The following is a 24,758-nucleotide window of genomic DNA, read 5'->3' as shown; positions in this document are numbered from 1 at the left end:
TCCAACACCCCCAACCGGCCGGCTATTTTATATAGCCCTTATAAACCTTCGCCTTTTTTAACCACGTAGCGGAGTAACCATGCGAGGTCCTCGCGCTTGAAGGTTATCCTCTCCAGAACCCGGACGTCCCAGTCCTCCTCAACGATATTCGCGTAAATCCAGAGGAAAACGGGGTCGTCGTCGGTCCCAACGTGGAGGTTGCGGTAGAGAAGATCGACCGTCCCGTCCTTGTTCTTCTTCACCGAGACGGCCTTCCAGGTGTCCAGACTAACCTCTCCCTTTTCGTCAAGGATCTCCACTATCTGCTTGGCGTCCATTGGGTCACCTTCCGGGCTCACCACTTAATCGTGTAGTCCCTGCGCGTTCTCTCGTCTATCTGGGCCAGAATCCTCTTGAGCTTGGCGTCGTCGATGGGCTCCCTTATCTGGCCCGCCTGGTAGAGCTGGACCAGAACGAGCTCAACCTGTCTTGCAAGCTCTGGCTTGACGAGTTTAACCCTGCCGAGCCTCTCCCTGGCCTCGGGGGTAAGGATTCTCCGCATTATGGCATCGAGCTGGGCCTCAAGCTCCATCTCCTGCCTCAAAGCCTCCTCCTGGGCCTTCTGCTGTTCAAGGTACTTCTTCTGGAGTTCCATGAGTTTGCGCTTCCTGATTTCCTCTATATCCTCAGCCATGGCCCTCACCTCCGGGTTAAGATTGGGGAGGGGGTTAAAAGGCTTTGCGTCTCCCGGCACACCTCAATCGAACACCCACCGAACCCGCAGAATTCAATGAACCAGGATACAACGAACAACGCAAATGATAATGCCAGAACCGGGGAACCATAGGTTTAGAAAAAGGGCCGAAGCCCTCAGTACTTCTTGAGCTCCGGAATCTGCTCCTCAAGCTCCTTCTTGAGCTCGGTTGCTATTTTGTCGAGGAAGCTCTGGCCCTGCGGGGTGACGATCCTTCCCTCGCCCGGAACCTTCTGGACGAATCCAGCGGCCTCAAGCTGCTGGAGGGCCTTCCTTATGATGCTCCCTCCGGCCTTGTAGAAGTGCTCCGGGGCGTGGCCGCGGTTCTTCCTGCCGCCGTACCAGGTCCTGAGCCTCTCGATGCCGACTGGGCCGTCGACGTAGACCTTCCTGAAGACGCTGGCGACCCTGTAGTACCACCAGTCGTCCTGCTCCGGGATTCTCTCCTTGTGCCTGCTGGTCTTGACGAACGGGGCCCACTCGGGCGGCTTTATAGCCTCTATCTCCTTGAGCTTCTGGGCAACCCTCTCAACGAGCAAATCACCGGGAACGTCGTAAACAGTCGCCATCCTTCAATCCCTCCCCTTCTTGAATTTCCTCCTGAATTGAGCGATATCGAGCCTGACTTTCTTAACGGGCTTCTCTTCCCGCTTTTCCTTCGAAAGCTCCTTTCTCTGGAGCTTCCTTAAATACTTTTCCCAACCTTCCCTCGGTTTGAACAATATAAACCTTTTGCCGCGCACGTCGATGAGTTCGCTGTCGGTCATTTCCGCGACTTTTCTGGCCAGGGCCTGCCTGTCGAGTCCAGTGTTGATAAGGGCGCCCTTCCTTATCTCAACCTTGAGGATGCCGTCCTTCTCCAGCTGAGTCCTTATCTCTTCGATGACACCCTCATCAAGCCCTCGCTTGCCTATCCACGCCCGTGGAGGGATATCGTAGTATCTCGCCCGCACGGCGCGTCTTACCTTACCCGGTAAGCGTTTCTCCATCTCTCTCACCTCTAAGCCTCTCGCGGTTTGCTGAAGGCCTTATAAAAGTTGGCCTTTTAAAGGTGTTGGCAACAATTACCGATGAAACGGGGTGAGGCTATGCTCGTCCATCATCTCTACTCCGGAGGCAAGGACTCAAGCCTGAGCGCGTGGATTCTAACCAGACTCGGCTACGAGGTGAGATTGGTAACCGTCAGCTTCGGCCTCCTCGACAACTGGAGCTTCGCCAGAGAAACGGCAGAGAGGCTGGGCTTCGAGCACCAGGTCGTCTATCTGCCAAGGGAGATTCTGGAGAGGGCGGCGGATATGGCAATCAAAGACGGCCACCCAAACAACGCGATTCAGTTCATCCACGAGAGGGCCCTCGAGGCGGTGGCTTCAATGCCGGAAGTCGAGCGCGTGAGCGACGGAACGAGGAGAGATGATAGGGTTCCTTTCCTCGACCTGCCGAAGGCCCGCTCGCTGGAGGACCGCTTCAACGTGGCGTACATAAGACCTCTCCTAGGACTCGGCTACAAGACGATACGCGAGCTGACCGAGAGGCTCTTCGTCGTTGAAATCAGGGAGAGCGAAGAACTGGAGAAGGCCGACTACGAAGTCGAGCTGAGACACCTGCTGCGCGAGAGGGGAATCGACCCGCTGGAGATATTCCCAAAGAGGCACTATCAGTCGAGGGTTCTCGGCTGGAGGGAGAAAGGGATTTAAATTTTCTCTCCCACTCATTTGGGGGACGTTGAATGAGAATCCTCACGATTTCCGGCGGTAGATTTTTCTTCAGCAGAGTCAGAAAACTTGTCGAGGAAATTTCCGGGAGGATTGAGGTTCTGGAGAACGCGGTCCTATTCCCAGAGAGCGTTGAGGCCGAATACTGTTAGATTCAACGCGGCAAGTTCCGTTTGGATCGGTCCGAGGATCGGCGGAAGGGGCTCGAAGTACTACACCTCGGGCTGGCTCTTCAATACATCAAGAAAGTTCGTGCCCGAGAAGAGCGTCCTCTCCAGCGAGCTCCCATTGACTCCAGAGGAATACCGCGTGGAGCTCGATGTTCCTGGCTCCGGGAGGATTGAACTTCCAGGATATCGGCTCAAAAACGGAGTTCTGTTTCTCTACATCACGCCAAGCTACAGGTTCCTGTTTCCCAGTGACGTTATGACGGCCGGAGGTCTGGAGGACTACGCCCATGTATCACTCAAACCTTCTGAGAACGGCTTTGCCGGCGAAATTGGCTTAAGCCTGAGAAAAGCCGGGTATGCGGAGGTAGCCATCGAGGGCAAGATGGTCGAGGATATCGTCTTCTTCGACGGTGAGCCCGGAAAGTTCAGCTACAGGTTCATTGATGAGCCGGTTCTTATAATCTCCCACGAAAAGGTTCTCGGCCCGCCGAAGCTCCAGAAAGCCCTGAACGGCCTCACAATCGTGAGCGGACACGGGAAGTTCGTCCTCCGGCTTAGGGTCGGAAAGGCCAAGGAAGAAATGGGGTTCACCGTTGGGTTTGGAATGGAATAGAAAAGGAAATCAGAGCCCGCTGAGCTTTCTGACTATCGGGTTCTCGGCCTCTTCGGGCTTTATCTCCTCGACGCTCTCGATCCATATCTTGTTCCTCGGAACGCGGTGCTTGCTGCCGACCTCGGAGTAGAGTATCTCGATGACATCCTCGGCCCTGAGGCCGCGGTACTCCCTGGTGAACCTCTCCCTCTTTCCGTTCCTCTCGAAAACGCCCTTAACGCGGAAGACCTTAACCTCCATAGCTCACACCTCCATCATCAGTCAAGGAAGCCCAAGGCTTCTTCAATCTTCACTATCTCGGGTCCGGTGGTCAGGTGCCCAACGACGACACCGTGAGAGTTCGCCAGCATGCAGGAGCCAACGAAGGGAACGCCCATGTTGGCCGTTCCGACGTATATGTCAACCTTGAACAGGTCGCGGAGCCACTCGAGCTCCTCGTCGGTCGCCTCGGGGTGAACGAGTCCGCCCCTGTTGGTGACCACTCCAACGCTTCCCACGGCGTGGAAGTCACCTATCATGCCCCTCTCAACCTCGACGCCGAGTACATCCTCGAGCCTCTTGGCCTCCTCGCGGCTGAACTTTGCACTCACCAGCGCCGCCCTGTCGTTGGCGAGGATGAGGTTGCCGAAGGCGGTGAGGGTGCTCTGGAACGGGACTATCTCGGTGTCAATCCCGTGCTCTCTGAGCTGGCCGTTTATCCTCTCCAGCTCGGCGTCCCACGCGTACCAGGGGACGATCATTGCGTTGGAGTTTCCGGCCGCGAATATACCCACTATGCGCGACTTCATTATGCTCGTTTCAATGAGCGGGACCTTGAGAACCTCCCTGAGAACCTCGAGCTTCTTCTCGCCGAGGCCCTCCCTGATAAGGGCTAGCCTGTCGGTGGCAGTGCCGTAAACGCCCAGGTATGGAGAGTTCTCAAAATCGAGCCTTTCTATGTGCATCTCGTCACCTCGTTAAATTAAAAGTAATCAGGCGAGGGAGACCTTGGCAATCCTCTTGCCCTCTTCCTCTTCGACGATAACCTTGACGCGGAGCTTGTTGGGCGGCTTCTGGGCGCCCCTCTCCCAGAGCTTCTCGTTGACGTCGGTGCCGATGACAACCTCATCGGCCTTGGCGTGCCTGGCTATCCACTCGCGGACGAACTTGGCAGCTCTCGGGGCCCTCTTCCAGCGCGGAACGCGCTTCTTTATCTTCTTGATGGGAACGACGAATATGACCTCCTCTCCGGACTTGATCATCTAAATCACCTCACTCCTTGAGCTTGGTTCTCCTCCACATTCTTCTCTTCGGGTGGGTCATGACCTTCCTGTTGGTCTTGACGATGACCCAGACCGGAATGCGCCTGTTCTGCTTCGCGGCCTTGGCAAGTCTGAGCTTCTTCGCAAGCGGCTTGTTTCTCGCCATAACTACACCTCCCGGGATTATCATGATGCCTGTTGATGCTTTGGTTATCCTTTTTTAAGCTTTTTTGTGGGGTCTAAGTGCTTCTCGAATCAGCTTGTCAACTCCCTCTTTTCCGCATACGTATCCCAGCTTTCTCATTCTAGAGTAGCCAATAACTGTATCTTTGCCCCTGTAAAATACAACGTCCGCATTAAAAGGATACTTTTTGAAGCCATGGAGGCCGTCTTCGGATATTTCGCCCCTGAAAACGATGCATTTGCCGTCTTTGCACTTAAGAACCTTAACGTCTTCCGGCCAAAGAAGGTTGAGCCTCAATGCGTAATCCAGCACTTCCTCCTGGAGTTCAAGAGTGGGAAGATTGCCTTTTGACCTGTTGTGGTCGAGTATCATCATCAGAGCCTTCGTGAGGGCCCATAGTGAAGAGTCATTATGCTCGTAGTCTCCCCCCAGGTTAATGTATGGGTTGGCATACGGGAACTCCGGAATTCTGCGATTCCACATCATGAACTCGGCTATTCTCGTCAGCCGGATTATCCTGTTAGTGATAACCCGATAGTCTTCGTACCACCTTATATCGTTGCCCCACTTGAGGTTCACACGTTTGAGCTTTCCAAGCCAGGTATCCTCGCTGAGCTTCGTCTTAAACAGGTTGTTTTCTCTTGCAAATTCGTAGGTCTGGAGGAAAATTTCGTAGGCTTCCTTCACAAGTTTGAACCGACGAAGGGCAAAGTTGTAAACCACAGCCTCACTCAGGTTCCACATGATGTTCTGGATAGAGCCTATTGGATCTTCGGCTTTTCCGCTCTTCACTAACTCCCATTCTTTTTTCGCCTTCTCGTGGAATTCCCTACCCTTTTCATCGAAGTCTTTCAGCGTTTTCTGATACTCTCCCCAGTAATCAACCTTCTTAGGCCTGGGAAAACTCTCCAGAGCCTTTATGAGTTCCTCGGGAACCTCAAAGTTGTGAGATTCGAGGTAACATTTAATTCTGACGAGGATCTGGTAAAAAATATCCTCCTGAGTTTCTGCCAATATTGACTTACAGAGTTCTAATACTTCTTCCTCAGGTATCGGGGAATCGTTGGAGATTTTAGAATGAATGTCACATAGTATTCTTGCAATTTTAAATTTGTTATAGACATCAGGATGATTTTTTAAAACGTCCAAAACGTTAACATCTTGAAGTTTTGAATAGTCCAGTATTTCCTCAATGTATAAACATGCTTCTCTAAGGAGTACTTCCCTATCAGAGGTTCCCAAGGATATAATGAGCCCAAGTTCATTCCTGAGGGTAGTTTCATCGCTCCCGAAAAATCCAATAACTCCCCATGAGAAATTAGAAAGTACTTGTGGAAGTCTCTCTTTTAACTGCTCCATAACATCTTCTGGGGACAATGGTTCTTTTTTAGTTATACTTATTCCGCTCTTAACATCTTTCCAGGTATTCCTTGTGGAGATGTAGTTTAGCACAATTGAGGGAAGATTCACTGCAATTCCCCCCTATGAAGCGCTTCCGTAGATAAACGCCACGTAAAGGTTTGACTTATACATCCGGTAGACAGAGACTATGCCCGGCTGGCCTTCCAGATTACGGTAGTATCCCTCCCGTATCAATGAGGTAACCCTAAAAACTGTGGTTCCCTTTGCCTCCCATTTTGTCAAAGAAATATCCGGAATATCCACATAAGGAAAATCGGGTCCTTTCTCATTGGGCTTTTTAGGTAGGGTTATATCCTTGGCATTATACACCCTTTCCATTGCGAGGTATGACACTGCCTCACCTGTTGCTCCAATAATGAACCGGATTCCCTTTAAAGCCGCCAGCTCCCAGTTACCTTCCTTTAAATTCTTTACAGTAGCGTTAAGAGCAAGCTTACCTGATGGAACAATGAGAATTACCCCAATCAGTTCCCCGACGGTAACTTTAAAATCCTTGTCTTTTTTATGAACGAATTCCTTTACGTAGATTCTTTTAGGAAGACCACCATAAAAGTCCTTTTCGTATATGTGAATTGTCTTTTCATCTTTCTTTCTCTCTTCTATGTAGTTGTAGAAGTACTGGTAAGCGCTATCGAGCTTTTCACGAATTTCATCACTGTATTCGTAAATGGCCTCGGCAACTTCGATGGAAAACATTACTACCACCATTGCAAGGAGTGCATAAAGTGCGGTTAAAACCCATTCACCTACTACAAAAACTGGAATGAACATGATAGCCATAGCCGATGGGACGAACACACTAGTACCCGTGGACATCGCGGTTCCCATTGATTTCATCGAAAGCAGTAATGGATGTTCGTTTGACCAAGTTGAATGTGCCAAACCCTGCGTGGATGTGGCAGATTTAACGTTAATGGCAGAACCGTCCACGAACTCTTCAGGAGAAATATGACTCTCAATAAATGCCTTAACTTCCTCCGGTGTGTTCAAACTGGAGTTATCGGCTATAACGAGCTTCACTGGGACCCCATAAATCTCGATTTCATACACCCTTATTCCCGCGGTTGTCTGCTGAATCGCATCCTTGGTAGCGAGTGCAGGCTGTAGAACTAATCCCACTATTAAGATCGAAATAATCAGTCCAACAGTTCTTCTCACTCACATCACCGAGAAAAAAATCCAATGATAAATTTATAAGTTTTACTCGATAGAAATGAAAACCTAGCAAGACACTTGATTGAAAGAAAGAGACGAAGCTCAGAATATCAGAGGAGCCCTGTACTCGCCCCAGACCTCCCTCAGGACGTCGGTGACCTCGCCGAGTGTCGCAAGGTGCCTGTGGGCCTCGATGATGTAGGGCATTAGGTTCTCGTCTTCGGTTTCGGCAGCCTTCCTGAGCCTGTCGAGGGCCTCCTCGACCTTCTTGTTATCGCGCTCGGAGCGGAGCTTCCTGAGCCTCTCGATCTGCTTCTCCCTGATGCTCGGGTCAACCTTGAGTATCTCCACATCCAGAGGCTCGTCAACTACGAACTCGTTGACGCCAACAACGATGCGCTTCTTCTCCTCGACCTCCCTCTGGTACTTGTAGGCGCTCTCGGCGATCTCCTTCTGGATGTATCCCCTCTCAATGGCCCTCATCATGCCGCCCATCTTCTCTATCTTCTCTATGTACTTAAGGGCCTCCTCGTAGATGTGATCGGTGAGCCACTCGATGTAGTAGCTGCCTCCGAGCGGGTCGATGGTGTCGACCACTCCGCTCTCGTAGGCGATGATCTGTTGCGTCCTCAGAGCTATCCTGACGCTCTTCTCGGTCGGAAGGCTCAGAGCCTCGTCGTAGGAGTTGGTGTGCAGGGACTGAGTTCCGCCGAGGACAGCCGCGAGAGCCTGTATTGCGACCCTGACTATGTTGTTCTCCGGCTGCTGGGCGGTGAGCGTTGAACCGGCCGTCTGGGTGTGGAAGCGCAGGAGCATTGAGCGCGGGTTCTTGGCGTTGAACCACTCCTTCATTATGTAGGCCCAGAGCCTTCTCGCGGCCCTGAACTTGGCGATCTCTTCCAAGAAGTTGTTGTGGGCGTTGAAGAAGAAGCTCAGCCTTCCGGCGAACTTGTCCACATCCATACCCCTGTCTATGACAGCTTTGACGTACTCGATACCGTCCGCGAGGGTGAAGGCAACTTCCTGGACGGCGTTGGCTCCGGCCTCGCGGATGTGATAGCCGCTTATCGAGATTGGGTTCCACTTGGGGACGTTCTCGGCGCAGTACATTATGATGTCGGTCGTGAGCCTCATGCTCGGCTGGGGCGGGAAGATGTAGGTTCCCCTCGCTATGTACTCCTTCAGGATGTCGTTCTGGACCGTTCCGCGAAGCTGGTTCGGCTGAACTCCCTGCTCCTCCGCAACGAGGATGTACATGGCGAGAAGGTTGGCCGCTGTAGAGTTGATGGTCATCGAGGTTGAGACCTTGTCGAGCGGGATTCCGTCGAAGAGGACGCGCATGTCCCAGAGGGAGTCTATGGCGACGCCGACCTTCCCGACCTCACCCTCGCTCATCGGGTGGTCGGAGTCGTAGCCTATCTGGGTGGGAAGGTCAAAGGCGACGCTCAGACCGGTCTGCCCCTGAGCGAGCAGGTATTTGTAGCGCCTGTTTGACTCCTCAGCGGTTCCGAAACCTGCGTACTGCCTCATCGTCCAGAACCTGCCGCGGTACATGGTGGCGTAAACTCCGCGGGTGAAGGGATATTCGCCCGGGAAGCCGAGCTTTTCCATGTAGTCCCATTCCTCACCGAGGTCAGCGGGAGTGTAGGTGCGCTTTATTTCAAAACCGTCGTCGGTCATGAACTTCTCCTTTCTCTCGGGCCTCTTCTCGATGAACTTTTTGACGGTCGTTTCCTCCCAGCGCTTTTCCTCCTCCCCAATCTTCGCGAGCTTCTTCTTATCGAAAGTCATGCCTACCACCTGCCCCTATTTAGGCGCCGGCCTATAAAAAGCTTTTACATAACTAAAGGTTGTGCTTGACATCGGATAAATTATCCATCAGTCGGGGAAGTCGCGGCCTACGAGCACCGCCCAGGCAACGGCCAGGAAGATGGCCCCAACGGCGCCGAAGAAAACGGTGGTGTAGGCGGAGTTCCCGACGAAGGCGCCGAGGTCAACCTTATCAAAGCCAGCTTTAAGCAGAACCACCGTCTGGTAGCCGAGGGTGTAGCGCTCCGGGTTTTTGACGTAGGGAATCTGGGGCAGGAGGAACTGAAGGAGAAAGACTATCCCAAAGGTCGCCAGCGAGGCGTAGAGCGGGCGCGTTATGATGACTGAAACCAGCATCGCCAGGGCGCCGAGGGCGGCCAGAACGAGGAGCGTCGCTCCCAGGGCAAGGAGAAAGTCGGGCAGGCCTTTCCAGAGTCCGTTCGCACCGGTATCGTAAACGAGGGGGTTGTAGAGCCAGATAACGGTGTAGGGAACTCCAAAGAGAATCGCAAGGGCGCCGAGTCCAGCGAAAAACTTCGCGGCTACAACCTCGCTGAGCCTCACCGGCCTCGCAAGCAGTACCCTTATCGTTCCCCGGTCTATCTCACCCGCGAGGAGGTCGCTCATGAGGATTATCGCGATGAGCTGGCCGATTATACCCAGCCAGTAGTTGGGGACCAGATCGAGCATGAGAGCCTGAAACGCCTTGAGCATAGCATCAATGCCGGTTCCCGATGCGTTTGGGCTGAGAAGGTATATGAACGCAGGAAAGAACGTGATGAGGAAGAGGACCTTGAGCTTCCTTGAGCGGATCAATCTCCTAAACTCGCTCTCAAAGACCACCCAGAGGGCGCTCTGGAAGGGCTTCATGCCGTTATCGCTCATTCCTTCCACCCCACGTTGAAGCGTTTCATCAGGATCCTCTCCAGCGGACTCGTGTGGGACTTGAAGAGCTTGAGAGCGAGTCCCTCTTTGGCCAGAAAGGCAGGTAGCTCAAAGAAGAACCGCTCCGCGAACCTCTCGTCGAGCTTCACTCGGAGGATTCCCTCCTCTTCCCAGGCTTCCCTTACGTAGACCTTATCCTTCAGGAACTCAAGGAGCTTCCCGTTGTCCGAGACAACAACGTCGTAATCTGTCCCCTCAACATTCACCAGGTCTCTAACGCGCCCCTGTTCGATGAGCTGGCCGTCCTTGATCAGGCCGACGTGGTTGCACATCCTCTCTATCTCGCTGACTATGTGGGAGCTTATGAAGATGGTCTTTCCAGCCTTGGCCAGCTCCAAAACCCTGCCGATGAATTCCATCCTCCCGAGGGGGTCGAGGTTGCTCGTCGGCTCGTCGAGGATCAGCAGTTCGGGGTTCCCGAGAAGGGCCATGGCAAAGGTAACCCTCTGCCTCTGACCGCTTGAGAGCTCCCGTATCCTGTTGAAGGCCAGCTTTCCAACTCCGGTGTAGGCCATCAGCTCCCTCGCCTGCTTCACGGCCTCCTCCTTGGGAAGACCTAAGAGACGGCCCATATAGGTCAGGAACTCGAAAATCGTCATGTCATCATACGCAAGGGGCTTCTCGGGCATGTAGCCGACCTTTCGCATTATCTCAACCCTCTCACTCGGCATATCGAGGCCAAAAATTCTTATCTCGCCGTAGGTCGGCTTCAGCGCCCCGGTAAGCATTTTTATTGTGGTGGTCTTTCCGGCGCCGTTGGGGCCGAGAAAGCCGTAGACTGCACCTTTAGGAACCTTAAGGTTGAGATGATACACAACGTTCATCCTGCCGAAGAATTTGGTGAGCTTCTCAGTCTCGATGATGTAAGTGGACATCTCAACACCCAGAGGAATGTCGAAACGAAGATAAATAAGTGTTTCGGGAGCTTATATTCATTTAATGATAATAGGTAACGTCGGCCTCGACAGCTCGGCCCGCTTTGCCTTCCAGAGCCACGCCCACACGGACCACTTCGTCAGCGGTGAGGTTATCTACTCCACCAAGGCGACCAAGTTCCTCAGCCACCTCCGAAAGGGCGGCTTCTACAGGGAAATCGAGTTCGGAAAGACCTTCTACCTCGGCGATTTCAAGGCGAAGCTCTACCCGGCGGGCCATATGCTCGGCTCGGCCGGAATAAAGCTGTGGCTCGAAAACGGGACGCTGTTCTACACCGGTGACACCAAGTGGTTCAAGCTCAGAACGGCCGAGAAAAGCCGCTTCCCGAGGGCGGACTTTCTGATAATCGAGGCCACCTTTGGCGTTCCGCACTTCACGTTTCCAACGCCGCGGGAAGCCGAGAAAAAGCTAATCGCCTTCGTCGAGGAGGCGCTGGAGAGGGGCAAAAAACCGGTTCTTTACGTCAACCAGATGGGGAAAGCCCAGGAAGTCATGAAGATACTCGATCTTCACGGCTACACCGTCAAGGCCTCGCGGGAGATGGTTAAAGTGGCGCGCGTTTATTCGAAGTTCGGCCTTTCCTTCGGCAACATCTCAGCCGACGGTGAAGTCCTCCTCCGTTCCTACCGCTCGCCCAAGGTTGAGAACTCCCTCTCGCCCTGGGAGCTGACGGTTTCCGGTTTTGGAACCCTCAAGCTCAGCAACCACGCCGACTTCTGGGAGCTGATGAGGATCGTGGAAAGGGTAAACCCGGAGAGGGTTTTCACAGTTTACGGCTTCGCCGAGGAGTTTGCAAGGATTCTTAATGGGATTGGATATGAATCAACGGCTATCGAATCCACCACAACATTCTCGGGGTGCTGGAAATTTTTTGACCAAACTTTTTAATCGTTGTTGCATGTACAATAAAGAACACGAAAGATTAATATATATCCTACACCTACATTACAGTGCAGGAGAAGTGGACGACCAACATTTAAGTTTGTACGTAGCAGCGTTGCGGGCCCTGGTAGGAACGCCCGCTGCCCGGAAGCTTGAGGTCTCCCTCAAGAAAGAACGAAGGGGGTGGTGCCCCAAGCTTCCCCCCTCCCTCTTTGTACTTCTTCCAATCACAGTCCATATAATGTTGTAGTTTTTCCACATCCCCGCTATGTCTCTGGCTCTTCTTTAATGTCCATTTATGAACACAAAACTTTTTAAACTTCTTCCTTTTAGTTACTAGTGGTAACCAAAAGGTTGAGGAGGTGGGAGTATGGTCTGGAGGAGGGACCGCTACTGGGACCCCTTTGACCTGATGAGGGAGATACAGGAGGAGATCGACGCCATCTTTAGGGACGTCTTCCATGGACCGCGGCTCTGGAGCACCCGGGAGCCCGAGCACTACGAGTTCGTCAGCGAGACCTGGCGCGAGCCCTTCGTGGACATCTTCGACAGGGGAGATAGATTCGTCATAACGGTTGAACTGCCGGGAGTGCGCAAGGAGGACATCAAGCTCCGCGTTACGGGGGACACCGTCTATCTCGAGGCCCAGGTGAAGCGCGAGAAGGAGCTTGAAACCGAGGGAGCCATAAGGATCGAGCGCTACTACAGCGGTTACAGGAGGGTCATCAGACTGCCGGAGGAGGTCATCCCGGAGAAGACCAAGGCCCGCTACAACAACGGCGTCCTCGAGATAGAGATACCCAAGAAGGCCCCCAAGAAGGAGGGGGAGGGCTTCGAAGTCAAGATTGAGTAACCCTTTCGTTATTTCCATTTGCCACTCAAACCCAATGTGGGGCTCCGCCCCATACACCCCCCAAGTAAAATAAAAACATTGAATCTCACGATCATCGCTGACCTCCTCTCCGCCTGGCAGAGGTTCGGCTTAACCCCCTCGCCATTGGCGGTTCGGTTTACGGGCCCATCACCTACTCCCGTTGCCGGTTTCGGCTCAGCCCGAAGGCCCGGTCTCGGGCCCATTACCCCTACCGGCCAGAGCCGGCTCGGGGTTATTACTCAAAGGCCACTTTCCGAGTTTTCACGGCCCCACCAGACGGTGGGGATGATGGACGCCTAATGGCGTCGCCCATCCGAGCGGATAGGCTTTAACGAGACCCCTCGTCCCATTGGGTTAACCTTCGAGTGGCCCCTCCAAGGCCTTACCACACTCCAAAGTTTAAAAGGGTTCCGGCGGTTTAAGGGTCGTTGAGTTTGCCCCGCCCCAAAGGGCAAGGCTTGTTTAAAGAAAAAGTCATGAGAAGTTTGGAGGTGGTGAAAGATGACCGAAAAGAGGGAAGTTAAGCTCAAGGTCGCCTCTGCTTACCAGAGGGACGTTGGGAGGGGAATAGTTAGAATAGACCGCAAGTCAATGCGTGAGATAGGTGTCCAGAGCGGCGACATCATCGAGATAATCGGAACCAAGAACACCGCGGCGGTAGTCTGGCCGGCCTATCCAGAGGACGAGGGTCTGGGCATCATCAGGATGGACGGAACCATAAGGAAGAACTCCGGTGTCGGCCTCGGTGACGAGGTTACTGTGAGGAGGGCTGAGGTCAAAGAGGCGAAGAAGGTCATCGTGGCCCCGACAGAGCCCATACGCTTCGGCCATGACTTCGTTGAGTGGTTCCACAGCAGGCTCGTTGGCAGGCCCGTCGTTAGAGGCGACTACATCAAGGTCGGCATCCTCGGCCAGGAGCTAACCTTCGTGGTCACCGCTACGACCCCAGCGGGAATAGTCCAGATAACCGAGTTCACCGAGTTCACGGTCAGCGAGAAGCCGGTCAAGGAGGTCTCCAAGACTGCCGCTCTAGGGGTGACCTACGAGGACATCGGCGGCCTCAAGGACGTCATCCAGAAGGTCAGGGAGATGATAGAGCTCCCGCTCAAGCACCCGGAGATATTCGAGAAGCTCGGCATCGAGCCGCCAAAGGGAGTTCTCCTCTACGGCCCGCCGGGAACGGGTAAGACACTCCTCGCCAAAGCTGTGGCAAACGAAGCCAACGCGCACTTCATAGCCATCAACGGCCCCGAGATAATGAGCAAGTACTACGGCGAGAGCGAGGAGCGCCTTAGAGAGGTCTTCAAGGAGGCGGAAGAGAACGCGCCGGCGATAATCTTCATAGACGAGATTGATGCAATAGCTCCAAAGAGGGAGGAGACCCACGGCGAGGTCGAGAAGAGGGTTGTGAGCCAGCTCCTGACCCTGATGGACGGTCTCAAGAGCCGCGGAAAGGTCATAGTCATAGGTGCAACCAACAGGCCGGACGCCATCGACCCGGCCCTTAGGAGACCTGGAAGGTTCGACCGCGAGCTTGAGGTCGGTGTTCCCGACAAGGCCGGCAGGAAGGAGATACTCCAGATACACACCAGGGGAATGCCCATCGAGCCCGAGTTCAGAAAGGGCAGGGTCATGGAGATACTCGAGGAGCTGGAGAGGAACGACGCCTACCGCGAGAGCGCCGAGAGGGCTCTAATGAAGGTCAAAGGAGCGAAGGATGAGGAGATTCCGGAGATACTCAGGGGCATAGACGAGAAGCTCTACGACGAGGTCAAGGCCAGGCTCATCGATGCCCTGCTGGAGGAGCTGGCTGAAGTCACCCACGGTTTCGTTGGTGCAGATCTGGCGGCACTGGCGAGAGAGGCGGCGATGGCCGCTCTGAGGAGGCTCATCAAGGAGGGCAAGATCGACTTCGAGGCCGAGCACATACCCAAGGAGGTCCTTGAGGATCTCAGGGTCACTAGGAAGGACTTCTACGAGGCCCTTAAGATGGTCGAGCCGTCGGCGCTGAGGGAGGTGCTCCTGGAGGTTCCGAACGTCCACTGGGACGACATAGGCGGCCTTGAGAACGTGAAGGAGGAGCTCCGCGAGGCCGTTGAGTGGCCGCTCAAGTATCCGGAGGCCTTCCTCGGGCTCGGCATAACCCCGCCGAAGGGAATACTCCTCTACGGTCCGCCCGGAACCGGTAAGACCCTCCTAGCAAAGGCTGTAGCGAACGAGAGTGAGGCCAACTTCATAGCCATCAAGGGTCCCGAGGTGCTGAGCAAGTGGGTTGGTGAGAGCGAGAAGAACATCAGGGAGATATTCAGGAAGGCTCGCCAGGCTGCGCCAACGGTCATATTCATAGACGAGATTGACGCCATTGCTCCGCGCAGGGGAACTGATGTCAACCACGTCACCGACAGGCTCATCAACCAGCTCCTCACCGAGATGGACGGAATCCAGGAGAACAGTGGAGTGGTCGTTATAGCTGCAACGAACAGGCCGGACATCATAGACCCGGCCCTGCTCAGGCCCGGTAGGTTCGACAGACTCATACTCGTTCCAGCACCGGACGAGAAGGCCAGACTGGAGATATTCAAGGTGCACACCAGGAACGTGCCGCTCGCAGAGGACGTCAAGCTGGAGGAGCTGGCGAAGAGGACGGAGGGCTACACCGGAGCGGACATCGAGGCAGTGGTCAGAGAAGCAGCGATGCTCGCCATGCGCAGGGGACTGCAGGAAGGCGTAATAAGGCCGGGCATGAAGGCCGACGAGATAAGGGGGAGGGTCAAGGTAACGATGAAGGACTTCGAGGAGGCCATGAAGAAGATAGGCCCGAGCGTGGGCGAGGAGACCATTGAATACTACAGGAAGATTCAGGAGCAGTTCAAACAGTCACGTGGGTGACTTTTTTTCTTTTGGAAGCCTCGCCCTTTAGGGAGGGGATGCAGTAATCGGTAATCCAGCATTCCAACAGTCGAAACCCTTTTGAACTTTGGGGTGTAGTAAGGCCTCGGAGAGGCCACTCGAAAACAACCCGGTGAGAGGGGGTTTCAACGTGTCCTCCCGCCATTGGGGGGAAGACGCCGTAAGGCGTCCTTTCAAGAACCGCCTTCGAGCGGTTTAAAACCCGTGAGTGGCCTTAGGTGATAACCCCAATCCGCTTGGGCGGTAGGGGTAACGGGTTCAAGGCCAAGCCCTCGGGCTGAACCGAAACCGACGACGGGAGCAGGCGAATGAGCGCCCAAAAACCTCCCCGTCACTGGCGAGGGGTTAACTCGTTGAAACCCTCATCCTTCACAGCGGGAAGGAGGTCAGTCGCTTTCCGTTCTTGCCCCGATGTTTTCTAAACTCCGTTTCAGGGCCAGTTCCAACCCATTTTGCCAAAAAAGGACAGAGTTCTGTTTTCAAGGCCAGATCTCCTCTCCGCCGTGAAGGACGAGGCTTTCAAAAGAAAAATGTAAAGTTATACAAATTTGTTCCAGTAGAAGTCGGGGAAAAGCTCAACCTCCTGAACGTAGCTCCTCCTCAGCTTCAGGGCAGTGTAAGCCCTCTCAAGCTCCCGGCCGAGATAGAACGCATGCCTCGGGCTTATCTCAAAGCGCTCAAGAACCGTGTCGATTATCGCGTTCGGTTCGTCGCCGACTATCGTAAGAACGGCCTCGGTTCCCCTGTGGGCGTTCACCCAGATTTTACCTTCCTCGACCCAGACGCGAAAGTAGATGGGTTCAAGTTCAACGGGCCTCTTTTCTGCCTCGACCACCTCTCCAGTCGGTTCAAACCGCCAGGCCGCTGCCCTCTTCTCCTTCAGGAGAAGCAGGTTGAAGCCCAGATCCTTTGGCATCTCAAAGAGGTTCATGTCGATTGCTCTCCTCAGCTCCCTCACAGAACCCCGGGCTTTGGCGCTCGTCTCCGTCGTGAGGAGGAGGTTTATTGAGAGTTCCTTAGAGATTCCGGCAAGGAGGGCGTTCATTCCGACACTGTCGGCATCGTAGAGTTCAACCACGTTGCCGACGCCGGCCAAAAGAACGTCGTCCGGATTCCTCTCGCGGTAGAGCTGGAAGGCCGTGACTGAGCGCGCCAGATGGGGAACGTGCTCGAGGATTAGGTCGGGAATTACCGTTCCGTAGCCCAAATCGAGGGCCTTCTCCTTGAGGTTTTCCAGGAATTCGACCCTCTCAGCCGGTTTGGCCGGGAAAAAGCCCTTCCTCTGGTTGGTCGGGATTAACACGACGGGCTTTTCCGTTACAAGCTCCTCAATGTTGCTCTCATCAACGCTCAGGAATATGTCCGCATAATCAAAGGCCCTCTCGAGCTCCTTCGCGTTGAGGGAGTCGAAGCTTATCGGGACGTCGAAGCCCTCTCTCTTCAGCCTCTCGCGGACTTCTGGAATCAGATCAATGAAATCCAGGTTTGTCTCGCCGGCGACCATGCCAATGTCGATTATATCCGCCCCCTCGCGGAGGTAGTAGAGGGCTTTCTCAACCACACCATCAAGGCCAAGGCTTGGGGCATCCACCACTTCCCCCAGAATCCTCACCGGAAAGTCCCTTCCCGCGGGAAGGTTGCCAATTAGGACGTTCCACGGCCTTTTGAGGGCTTTCTCGATGTAGTGCCGATTCCCCGTTTTGTTTCTGATGTCTTCAACCCTCTTGAGGGCATCGAAGGAGAAGAGCTCGTCAGCCGGAACCCCCTTGCTGAGCTTGAAGCCCTCGCCCAGGGCTTTAAGCGTCTGGGGAAGGTCCATCGCGTTCCTCGGGCCCTTGAAGGCGGGGATTCCGAGTTCGTCCTCGATAAGTCGGGCTGAACCTCGAACGAGGCCAGGGATTAGGATTAGGTCGTAATCCTCACTCTTTATACCGGCCTTTTTTAGATAGCCCGCTATCATCTCGGGAGTCAGGAAGGCGGCAACGCTGACCGGTGTAACGAAGACGTCGCAGCCTTCTCCGTACTTCCTCACGAGGGGTTCCGCGAGCCTGCCCGTAACCAGGAGAATCCTTTCACAGGGGATTTCGCTCATGTTACCAGATAGCACCCGGGGCCTTTTAGGGTTTTGGCCGGCGAAAGGTTTTTGTTCATCCCTCTCCAATCAACTTAGGGTGGTAATATGGTCGGAAACGGTGCCGTTGGAATAGTTTTTGGCGAATCAAGCACGGATCACTTCACGTTCATAGTGAACCCGAGGAACGAGCTGCCCCGCTTCGGGGAGTTTCTGGTCGTTAGGAATCGGGACGGTGATGAGGTTTTAGCACTTCTGAAGTCAATTAGAAACATAAACTGGCTGATGGACGCCGGCAGGGGGAGCTATGACTACGTCGAGAAGACCGTGAACGTATTCTCAAAGGGAGTCCTGGACAAGAGCGAGGCGATTCTGGCGACGGCGAAGGTTCTCGGTGTGCTGAGGAGGCACGCCGGTGAGTTTCTGACGAAGCCCGCCCCGAACCGCGTCCCGATAAAGCCGGGCGAGAAGGTCTACCTCGCGAGGGACGAGGACCTCCAGAAAATCTTCTCGGAAGGGCACATACGTCTCGGCAGGCTCATCGCAAGGGAGAACATAGAGGTGGGACTGGACGCCAACAGGCTCGTCTCGAGGCACTTCGCGGTCCTGGCCGTCACGGGTGCAGGAAAGTCCAACACGATAGCGGTTCTCACGAAGGAGCTGGTGAGCAGCGTCAACGCCACGGTTGTTGTTCTCGACCCCCACGGGGAATACCAGAGGCTCAGCTGGCCCGGCGCGCGCGTGAACCCGATAAGGGCCACGATAGATCCGGGGAGGATAAGGCTCAGCGAGTTCGCCACACTGCTCGGGATAGCTGAAAACGCCAGTCTGCAGAGGCGCTTCCTGGGGCTGGTTTACAGGACGGTCAGGGAGGAGATGCGGAGGAAAGGGCAGGTCGTCGGCGGAATTGCCTTCATTCACGAGATGGAGGACAAGATAGAGGAGTGGATAAGGGTTTACGAGAACACCGACGACAAGATCATCCACTACTACGACGAGAAGGGCATAGAGACGCCGAGGAAAATACAGTCAAGGGACATAGAGGCCCTCATAAGACTGAAGGACTACCTCAGCGAGCTCAGGGCTAATTTCGGCGAGTTCATAAGCCCCGTCAACGTGCTGAGCGAGATAAGGCCTGGGATGGTGAACGTTATAGACCTCAGCGGAATGGAAGAGGAGCAGATGATAACGCTGGCGAGCTTCGTTCTTCGCGGAATCCTCAAGAACAGGATAGACTACGTTAAGGGTGTTAGAACCAACGACAGGGCCCTCGTCAGGGAGGTTTCCGAGAGGTATCCTGCTTTAACGAGGCCCGTGCTGATCATAGTCGAGGAGGCACACATATTCGCGCCGAGGGGCGAGAAGAACCCCGCAACTCTGTGGCTCGGCAAGATAGCGCGCGAGGGCAGGAAGTTCGGCGTGGGCCTCGGAATAGTGTCGCAGAGGCCGAAGAAGCTGGACGACGACATACTCAGCCAGACGAACACCAAGATAATCCTCAAGCTCGTCGAGCCGAACGACCAGCGCTACGTCCAGCAGGCGAGCGAGCAGATAAGCGAGGATCTGCTGAGCGACATTGCCTCCCTCGGCGTTGGCGAGGCTGTCCTAGTGGGCTATGCGATAACGATCCCGGCGATGGTGAAGATATACAGCTTCGAGAGGGACATGAACGGCCACTATGGCGGCGGGGACATAGACATCGTCGGCGAGTGGCTCGCGGGGAGGGACGAGGAAGAGGAGATAACCGAGGAGGAGGCCATAGAGGCCCTCCCTCTGTAAAGCCGGTGATGAGCCATGAAGTTCGCGCACATCGCTGACGTCCACCTCGGCAGGGAGCAGTTCAACCAGCCCTTCCGCTACGACGACTACCTCAAGGTCTTCAGGGAGTCCATCGAGAAGGCCGTGAAAGCCAGGGTGGACTTCATACTCATCGCCGGCGACCTCTTCCACGTGAGCAGGCCGTCCCCAAAGACGATACGCGACGCGGTTGAGGTCCTTGAGCTTCCGAGGCGGAAGGGAATCCCGATCTTTGCGATAGAGGGCAACCACGACAAGACCATAAGGGAAACCTCGGTCTTCGACCTCCTTGAGCATCTCGGGCTGATATACACCATCGGGCTGAAGAGGGAGCCGAGGGAGGGTGAGTTCCAGAGGAGCAGGAAGATAAGTGAGAACCGCTACCTCGTCTGGGGGCAGGTCGGGGACGTTGAAATCCACGGCCTCAGGCACCACACCCGCTGGCAGCTCATAAGGCAGGACGGCGCTGTAAACGTTCTCAAGGCACTCTTCAAGGGAAAGAAGGGCATCCTGATGCTCCACCAGGCGGTCGATTACCTCGCCAAGGACACGCCCTACCAGGACGCCTTTGACCTGAAGCTCAACGAGCTTCCCGACGGCTTTTCCTACTACGCCCTCGGCCACATCCACGTGAGGAGGATAGCGGAAACGGCCCAGACGGGCCTGAGCGGGCCTTTAGTCTATCCGGGCTCGCTGGAGAGGACGGAGGTAAGGGAGGCGAGTCACATAGTCCGCTACTCCCTGAGGGACAAAAAGCCGAAGGTCATGGAGAGCAGGGAGGGGCCGAAGGGTTTCTACATCGTCGAGGACTTTCGGCCGGAGTTCGTGGAAGTCGATGCGAGGCCGTTCTACTCGATCAGGGTGGAGGGGGATAGCAAGTCCCAGCTCAGGAAGAGGGTTGAGGAGGCCGCCTCGCTCGTCCCGAAGGACGCGATAGCGGTTATAACGCTCGAAGGGACGATTAAAGGTGGAGTGAGCCTGGCCGAGTTCAACGACCTCCTTAAAGATTCGGGGATAACGTACTACACCTTCAGGAGCAGGGTCGTTGGGGAGACGGTGCTTTCCAAGGAGAGGCTGAGCGAGGAGGAGCTGTTCACAGAATGGGAGCGGGAGCTCCTCCTGAACCTGAGGGTCTCCCCGAAGGAGTTCTCCGAGGGGCTCACCGAGTTCGTCTCCTGGCTGATTGGGAGATACGAGAAGGGAATCCCTGAAAAAGCTCGGAAAGTTCTGGAGACTGAAAGGAAGGAAGAACCCGAGGAGAAGGTGTCCGAGAGCACCGCCAAGCCGGAGAAGCCCAGACCGGAAAAAGATCTGGGGAAAGAGCCTCCCAAAAAACCCAAACCCGTTTCTAAACCCAAAAACCCATCGAGCCTCGACGCGTGGCTCAGGAGGGGTGGGCAATGAGGATAAGGAGAATAAAGATCAGGAACTTCAGGGCACACGAGATGGGCGAAGTGGAGTTCAGCGACGGCATAAACCTGCTGATAGGCCAGAACGGCGCCGGCAAAAGCTCGATCCTTGAGGCGATTTTCGCGGCCCTCTACATGGGGCACCCGAGCTTCCCGAGGGGCTACCTTCAGGCAAACACCCGCGTCGGCTCGACAGGGGGACTGGGATTAACACTGGAGTTCGAGCACAACGGGAAGAGCTACAGAATCGTCAGGGACTCCAAGAAGAGCGAGCTCCTTGAGGGCAGGGAAACGATAGCGGAGAAGAGCTCCGACGTGGCGCGCTGGGTCGAGAGGAACGTCTACCCAATCCAGGTATTCACCAACGCGCTCTACATAAGGCAGGGTGAGATAGAGGGTATAATCACGAACCGTGAGGTAATGGAAAAGGTCCTGCGCAAGGTTCTGGGCATAGAGGACTATGAGAACGCCGAGAGGAACGCGGCGGACGTGATAAGGGAACTCAAGCGGAGGAGGGAGTACCTCAGGAAGCTCATCGAGAGAAAGGCCGAGGTGGAGGAGAACCTCCGCGAGGCTCAAAGGCGCTTCTCCGAGACGCTGAGGAGGATAAGCGAGCTCCGGAAGAGAGTTGGAGAACTCGAAGGGGCCTTCAGGAAAGCGGAGGAGGATTACTCGCGCCTCAAGGCCCTGAAGAGAGAGCTTGAGAGCCTGGAGAAGAAGAGGGCAGTTCTTGAGCAGAGGATAGAGGCCGAGAGGGGTAGAATAGAGGACTATGAAGCCCAGATCGAGGAAGTAAAGAAGGAGATAGGAGAGCTCGAGGATAAGCTCGCACGCCTCAAGGAGCTCGAACCCCTCGAAAAGGAGTACCTGAAGCTGAAGTCGCTCCTCTCCCTCAAAGACGAGCTGGCAAAGCTTGAAACCGCCGAAGCAAGACTGGCGGAAAAGAAAAAGACCCTTGAGGAGAGAGCCGCCAGGATCGATGAGGTCTCCGCAAAGATAGCGGAGCTCGAAGGGGAGGAAAAGTCCCTCCGCGAGACCTACGAGGAGCTGAAGAGGAAGAACGGCCTCTACCAGCGCGCCCTCCAGCGGAAGGCCGAGGCGGAGAGGTACCTGAGAGAACTCGAGCGGGCAGGGGTTACCCCTGAGAGCCTGGAAAAGGAGCTAAAAGCTGTCGAGAACGCCAAGGAGGAGCTTGAGAACCTCCGCGAGGAAGTGACCGGGATAAGGGAGGAGATCGCGACTCTCAACGGACTGAAGGAGAGCCTCATCGAGAACCTCTCCAAGCTGGAAGGCGCCAGGGTCTGCCCGCTGTGCAAGAGGCCCATCGAGGAGCACGACGAGGAGGAGATACAGGCAGAGTACGACGCCGAGATAACCTCCATCGAGAAGAAGCTGAATAAGCTATCAAAGAAGCTCAAAAAACTCAATGAACGGGAAATAGAGCTCAAGGGGATTATCAAGAGGGAGTCAAAGCTCATAAGGCTGAAGAAGACGGCGGACCTCCTAAGGGAGGTCGAGGAGAAGCTGGCGAAGTACGACCTGGTGGAACTTGAGAAGGCCGCGGAGGAGTTTGAAAAGGCCAAGGCAAGGCTCATCGAGATAAAGAAGGAGCTGAGGCACCTCAGAGAGGAGCTTGAGGAGCTTGAGAAAGCAAAAGACGAGCTGGGGAGGATAGAGAAAAAGCTCCAGGAGATAGGCAGGGAAACAGGGGAGATAATGGAAAGGCTGAAGAACGAGGGCTTCGGCTCGTTCGAGGCTGTTGAGGAAAGGATGAAGGAGCTCGAGCCATCTTACCGCGAGTACCTCTCGCTCAAGGACGTCCCGGTCCAGCTTGAGAGGACGAAGAAGAAGCTCTCCCTCCTGGAGAAGAGGCTCGATGAGAGCATCGAGGCCCTCAGAAAACTGGAGGGGGGGTTCAAGGAGCTGGGGGCCGAGATGGAAAAACTCTCGCGGGAGTTCTCGGAGGAAGCCTACGCCGAGGCCGAGAAGAGGTACATGGCGACCGCGAGGGAACTTGAGAAAGCCAGAACGGAGCTCAAGGGTGCCGAAGAGCTGGGGGACGAGATGATGAAGCTCCTCGACGAGCTGAAGGCAAAGAGGAAGGAGATAGAAGGGGCCGAAAAGGAGCTGGAGACCGTCGAGAAGGCTATGGCAGACATGACCGCTTTCAAGGAGAAGGTAGCGAGGCTCAAGGCCGAGGAGGAACTCAGGGGGCTCGAGGAGGTGCAGAAGCTCGCCGGCGAGACCTTCTCGGAGATGACGGAGGGCAAGTACCAGGGGATAAAGCTCAAACGCGAGAAGAAGTTCGGAAAGGAGCGGATAGAGCTGAAGGTGCTCTACGCCGGTAACGAGGTCGGTCTGGAATTCCTGAGCGGTGGGGAGAGAATAGCGCTCGGCCTGGCCTTCCGCCTGGCGCTCTCGCTCTACAAGGTGGGGAACCTTGAGCTTCTGATCCTGGACGAGCCCACGCCCTTCCTGGATGAGGAGCGCAGGAAGAAGCTCGTGGAGATAATATCGAGCCAGCTGAGGAAGATACCGCAGGTCATAATTGTTTCCCACGACGAGGAGCTGAAGGACGCGGCGGACTACGTGATAAGGGTCCTGAACGTCGGCGGCAAGAGCCGCGTGGAGGTGGAGAGCATTGGAGCGTATTAGCGACGCCCACGTAAGGGCGATGAGGGACTACCTGAAGAACCAGCTGGAGCTCATGGAAGAACTCACCCGGGAGATATCGAAGAGCTATCAGTGGCTGCCCTTCCCCGAGCCCAAAAGGGCCAGCGTTTACGCCGTTGACGGCAGCAGAATGATGAAGCGCCTCAGCGGGGCGATAATCTACGGCGTCGCCTCGGTCGCCATCGGGGAGAACCTGTACCACTGGAGCGAAGTCGGCTTCGTGTCGCCGTACAAGCACGTCGACGAGAGGATAAGGATTCACATGGAGCTCCTCGAGAAGCGCATAGGGGCCATGGCATCGGAGATGGGGGCCGAGCTGGTGCTGATGGACGGCACGATAAGCGGCTCGATAATTCGTCCCCCCAGCTATATCGGGAGCAACACGGATAAAATGTTCAAGAGGCACAGCGACGAGCTGGTTGCCCTGGCGGATGGCTTTCTAAAGCTCTTGGACGAGAAATGGGAGTCCTGGCTGGAGACGCTTGAGAGGGACGGCATCATAAACGCTCCGACCCTCGTTGCGAGGGGGGATGGCAGGAAGGGAATCTTCACGCTGCTCAAGGAAAGGGGCGTCGAGGAGGCCAAGATAACCCGCTGGCAGGACGATTATGAGGACGTGATAATCCTCCTGGAATACCTTGAGTTCCTCCACGCCCTCGACAGGCTCCTCGCCGCCAGAACCGCCGCGATAGCCAAAACCTTCTACCGCGACGACATAGTGAGGCAGGTATGGCCGGGCACCCCAATGCTCGACGTCCCTGTCCTAGACATGATTTCAAAGGAGGCGGGCTACGTACCGTTCAGGTACTCACGGGAGGAGAAGAGGAAGTTCCCGGATGTCGTGGAGAAACTTATGGATATGGGGCACTTTGGGAACCTCATGAGGCTCCTCGACAAGACCAAAGACGGCTACAGAGTAAAGGTGCAGCCTTTCTACGTCCGCTTCGTGGACGGCGGCGTCATATACCTTCTGGAGGTACCCGGTGAGAGCGAGCGGGATGCCCTTGAAACACTCTCGATGATGCTCTCCGTCGCGGAGGATGAATACGTCATCCCCTTGGAGTACGCCCACCATTCCGTTGTCATCAAAAAGCAGGAGTTCGACGCATACGTGAGCGCGGTGCTGAGCGCGCTGGTGGGAGAGGATGAACGGTTCCTGAGCTTCCTGCGCTACGGGAGGGAGCCGCTGGAGTGAGGCTCGGGCACGGGTCCAGTTCATCAC

24 protein-coding genes are annotated in these 24,758 nt (G+C 55.2%); 10 read left to right on the top strand and 14 right to left on the bottom strand.

What is annotated here, in order from left to right; genetic code table 11:
- Positions 1 to 38 precede the first annotated feature (38 nt).
- The 4 genes from APY94_RS06980 to APY94_RS06965 form a co-directional block, all read right to left on the bottom strand.
- Positions 39 to 317, bottom strand: coding sequence for a hypothetical protein (locus tag APY94_RS06980; protein ID WP_058938945.1), 279 nt, complete (start codon positions 315 to 317; stop codon positions 39 to 41).
- A 17-nt stretch (positions 318 to 334) separates the two neighbouring features.
- Positions 335 to 673 carry a DNA-binding protein gene (locus APY94_RS06975; protein ID WP_014013581.1) on the bottom strand — a complete coding sequence of 113 codons (339 nt, stop codon included), beginning with the start codon at positions 671 to 673 and terminating at the stop codon, positions 335 to 337.
- 176 nt (positions 674 to 849) lie between these two features.
- A complete protein-coding gene (locus APY94_RS06970) occupies positions 850 to 1,302 on the bottom strand; it encodes a 30S ribosomal protein S19e (RefSeq protein ID WP_058938944.1) in 453 nt (150 codons plus the stop codon).
- 3 nt (positions 1,303 to 1,305) lie between these two features.
- Positions 1,306 to 1,722, bottom strand: coding sequence for a YhbY family RNA-binding protein (locus tag APY94_RS06965; RefSeq protein WP_058938943.1), 417 nt, complete (start codon positions 1,720 to 1,722; stop codon positions 1,306 to 1,308).
- Between the two features lie 99 nt (positions 1,723 to 1,821).
- Here APY94_RS06965 and APY94_RS06960 point away from each other — a divergent pair, with 99 nt between their 5' ends.
- From APY94_RS06960 to APY94_RS06955, 3 genes are read left to right on the top strand one after another with little or no spacing between them, the layout of a single operon-like run.
- Positions 1,822 to 2,427: a DUF7411 family protein gene (locus tag APY94_RS06960; protein ID WP_058938942.1), complete on the top strand. Its 606-nt coding sequence runs from the start codon at positions 1,822 to 1,824 to the stop codon at positions 2,425 to 2,427.
- 32 nt (positions 2,428 to 2,459) lie between these two features.
- Positions 2,460 to 2,597: a hypothetical protein gene (locus APY94_RS13205; RefSeq protein WP_157065495.1), complete on the top strand. Its 138-nt coding sequence runs from the start codon at positions 2,460 to 2,462 to the stop codon at positions 2,595 to 2,597.
- Positions 2,578 to 3,228 (top strand): hypothetical protein, encoded by a 651-nt coding sequence (locus APY94_RS06955; RefSeq protein WP_058938941.1) that lies wholly within the window; start codon positions 2,578 to 2,580, stop codon positions 3,226 to 3,228. The genes APY94_RS13205 and APY94_RS06955 overlap by 20 nt, the downstream gene beginning before the upstream one ends.
- A 9-nt stretch (positions 3,229 to 3,237) precedes the next feature.
- Here the strand turns inward: APY94_RS06955 and rpl18a are convergent, their stop codons facing one another.
- The 9 genes from rpl18a to APY94_RS06910 all read right to left on the bottom strand — a co-directional run bounded on the left by rpl18a (position 3,238) and on the right by APY94_RS06910 (position 10,859).
- A complete protein-coding gene (rpl18a, locus tag APY94_RS06950; RefSeq protein ID WP_058938940.1) occupies positions 3,238 to 3,468 on the bottom strand; it encodes a 50S ribosomal protein L18Ae in 231 nt (76 codons plus the stop codon).
- Between the two features lie 17 nt (positions 3,469 to 3,485).
- Positions 3,486 to 4,172, bottom strand: a complete 687-nt coding sequence (locus tag APY94_RS06945) for a translation initiation factor IF-6 (RefSeq protein ID WP_058938939.1) — start codon at positions 4,170 to 4,172, stop codon at positions 3,486 to 3,488.
- Between the two features lie 27 nt (positions 4,173 to 4,199).
- Complete coding sequence (locus APY94_RS06940) at positions 4,200 to 4,469, bottom strand: 50S ribosomal protein L31e (RefSeq protein ID WP_058938938.1); 270 nt, start codon at positions 4,467 to 4,469, stop codon at positions 4,200 to 4,202.
- A 10-nt stretch (positions 4,470 to 4,479) separates the two neighbouring features.
- Positions 4,480 to 4,635 (bottom strand): 50S ribosomal protein L39e, encoded by a 156-nt coding sequence (locus APY94_RS06935; protein WP_014013574.1) that lies wholly within the window; start codon positions 4,633 to 4,635, stop codon positions 4,480 to 4,482.
- A 54-nt stretch (positions 4,636 to 4,689) separates the two neighbouring features.
- A complete protein-coding gene (locus APY94_RS06930; RefSeq protein WP_157065494.1) occupies positions 4,690 to 6,123 on the bottom strand; it encodes a hypothetical protein in 1,434 nt (477 codons plus the stop codon).
- Between the two features lie 12 nt (positions 6,124 to 6,135).
- Positions 6,136 to 7,233, bottom strand: a complete 1,098-nt coding sequence (locus tag APY94_RS06925; RefSeq protein ID WP_058938936.1) for a hypothetical protein — start codon at positions 7,231 to 7,233, stop codon at positions 6,136 to 6,138.
- Positions 7,234 to 7,332: 99 nt separating this feature from the next.
- On the bottom strand, positions 7,333 to 9,021 hold the full coding sequence (locus APY94_RS06920; RefSeq protein WP_058938935.1) for an acyl-CoA mutase large subunit family protein: 1,689 nt from the start codon (positions 9,019 to 9,021) through the stop codon (positions 7,333 to 7,335).
- An 87-nt stretch (positions 9,022 to 9,108) separates the two neighbouring features.
- Positions 9,109 to 9,924 carry an ABC transporter permease gene (locus tag APY94_RS06915; protein ID WP_058938934.1) on the bottom strand — a complete coding sequence of 272 codons (816 nt, stop codon included), beginning with the start codon at positions 9,922 to 9,924 and terminating at the stop codon, positions 9,109 to 9,111.
- The gene (locus tag APY94_RS06910; protein ID WP_058938933.1) at positions 9,921 to 10,859 is read right to left on the bottom strand and encodes an ABC transporter ATP-binding protein; all 939 of its coding nucleotides are present in this window, start codon (positions 10,857 to 10,859) and stop codon (positions 9,921 to 9,923) included. Before APY94_RS06910 ends, APY94_RS06915 begins: the two co-directional genes overlap by 4 nt.
- 64 nt (positions 10,860 to 10,923) lie before the next feature.
- Here APY94_RS06910 and APY94_RS06905 point away from each other — a divergent pair, with 64 nt between their 5' ends.
- From APY94_RS06905 to APY94_RS06895, 3 genes are all read left to right on the top strand, one after another.
- On the top strand, positions 10,924 to 11,808 hold the full coding sequence (locus tag APY94_RS06905) for an MBL fold metallo-hydrolase (protein WP_058938932.1): 885 nt from the start codon (positions 10,924 to 10,926) through the stop codon (positions 11,806 to 11,808).
- Between the two features lie 364 nt (positions 11,809 to 12,172).
- Positions 12,173 to 12,655: an Hsp20/alpha crystallin family protein gene (locus APY94_RS06900; RefSeq protein WP_058938931.1), complete on the top strand. Its 483-nt coding sequence runs from the start codon at positions 12,173 to 12,175 to the stop codon at positions 12,653 to 12,655.
- 522 nt (positions 12,656 to 13,177) lie between these two features.
- The gene (locus tag APY94_RS06895; RefSeq protein ID WP_058938930.1) at positions 13,178 to 15,565 is read left to right on the top strand and encodes a CDC48 family AAA ATPase; all 2,388 of its coding nucleotides are present in this window, start codon (positions 13,178 to 13,180) and stop codon (positions 15,563 to 15,565) included.
- Positions 15,566 to 16,124: 559 nt separating this feature from the next.
- Here APY94_RS06895 and APY94_RS06890 read toward each other — a convergent pair.
- Positions 16,125 to 17,678, bottom strand: a complete 1,554-nt coding sequence (locus APY94_RS06890; protein WP_058938929.1) for a dihydropteroate synthase-like protein — start codon at positions 17,676 to 17,678, stop codon at positions 16,125 to 16,127.
- Between the two features lie 87 nt (positions 17,679 to 17,765).
- Between APY94_RS06890 and APY94_RS06885 the strand changes: the two genes are divergently transcribed.
- The 4 genes from APY94_RS06885 to APY94_RS06870 are packed head-to-tail and all read left to right on the top strand — an operon-like array spanning position 17,766 to position 24,731.
- Positions 17,766 to 19,436, top strand: a complete 1,671-nt coding sequence (locus tag APY94_RS06885; protein ID WP_058938928.1) for an ATP-binding protein — start codon at positions 17,766 to 17,768, stop codon at positions 19,434 to 19,436.
- A gap of 15 nt (positions 19,437 to 19,451) precedes the next feature.
- Positions 19,452 to 20,858 (top strand): metallophosphoesterase family protein, encoded by a 1,407-nt coding sequence (locus tag APY94_RS06880; protein ID WP_058938927.1) that lies wholly within the window; start codon positions 19,452 to 19,454, stop codon positions 20,856 to 20,858.
- Positions 20,855 to 23,518 (top strand): DNA double-strand break repair ATPase Rad50, encoded by a 2,664-nt coding sequence (gene rad50 / locus APY94_RS06875; RefSeq protein WP_058938926.1) that lies wholly within the window; start codon positions 20,855 to 20,857, stop codon positions 23,516 to 23,518. The genes APY94_RS06880 and rad50 overlap by 4 nt, the downstream gene beginning before the upstream one ends.
- Entirely contained in the window at positions 23,505 to 24,731 is a 1,227-nt protein-coding gene (locus APY94_RS06870; RefSeq protein WP_058938925.1) for a DNA double-strand break repair nuclease NurA, read from the top strand. Before rad50 ends, APY94_RS06870 begins: the two co-directional genes overlap by 14 nt.
- The last annotated feature ends 27 nt before the right edge of the window (positions 24,732 to 24,758 follow it).

Source organism: Thermococcus celericrescens (assembly GCF_001484195.1).
Classification (GTDB): domain Archaea; phylum Methanobacteriota_B; class Thermococci; order Thermococcales; family Thermococcaceae; genus Thermococcus; species Thermococcus celericrescens.
This window is presented reverse-complemented; position numbering and strand designations above follow the sequence as displayed.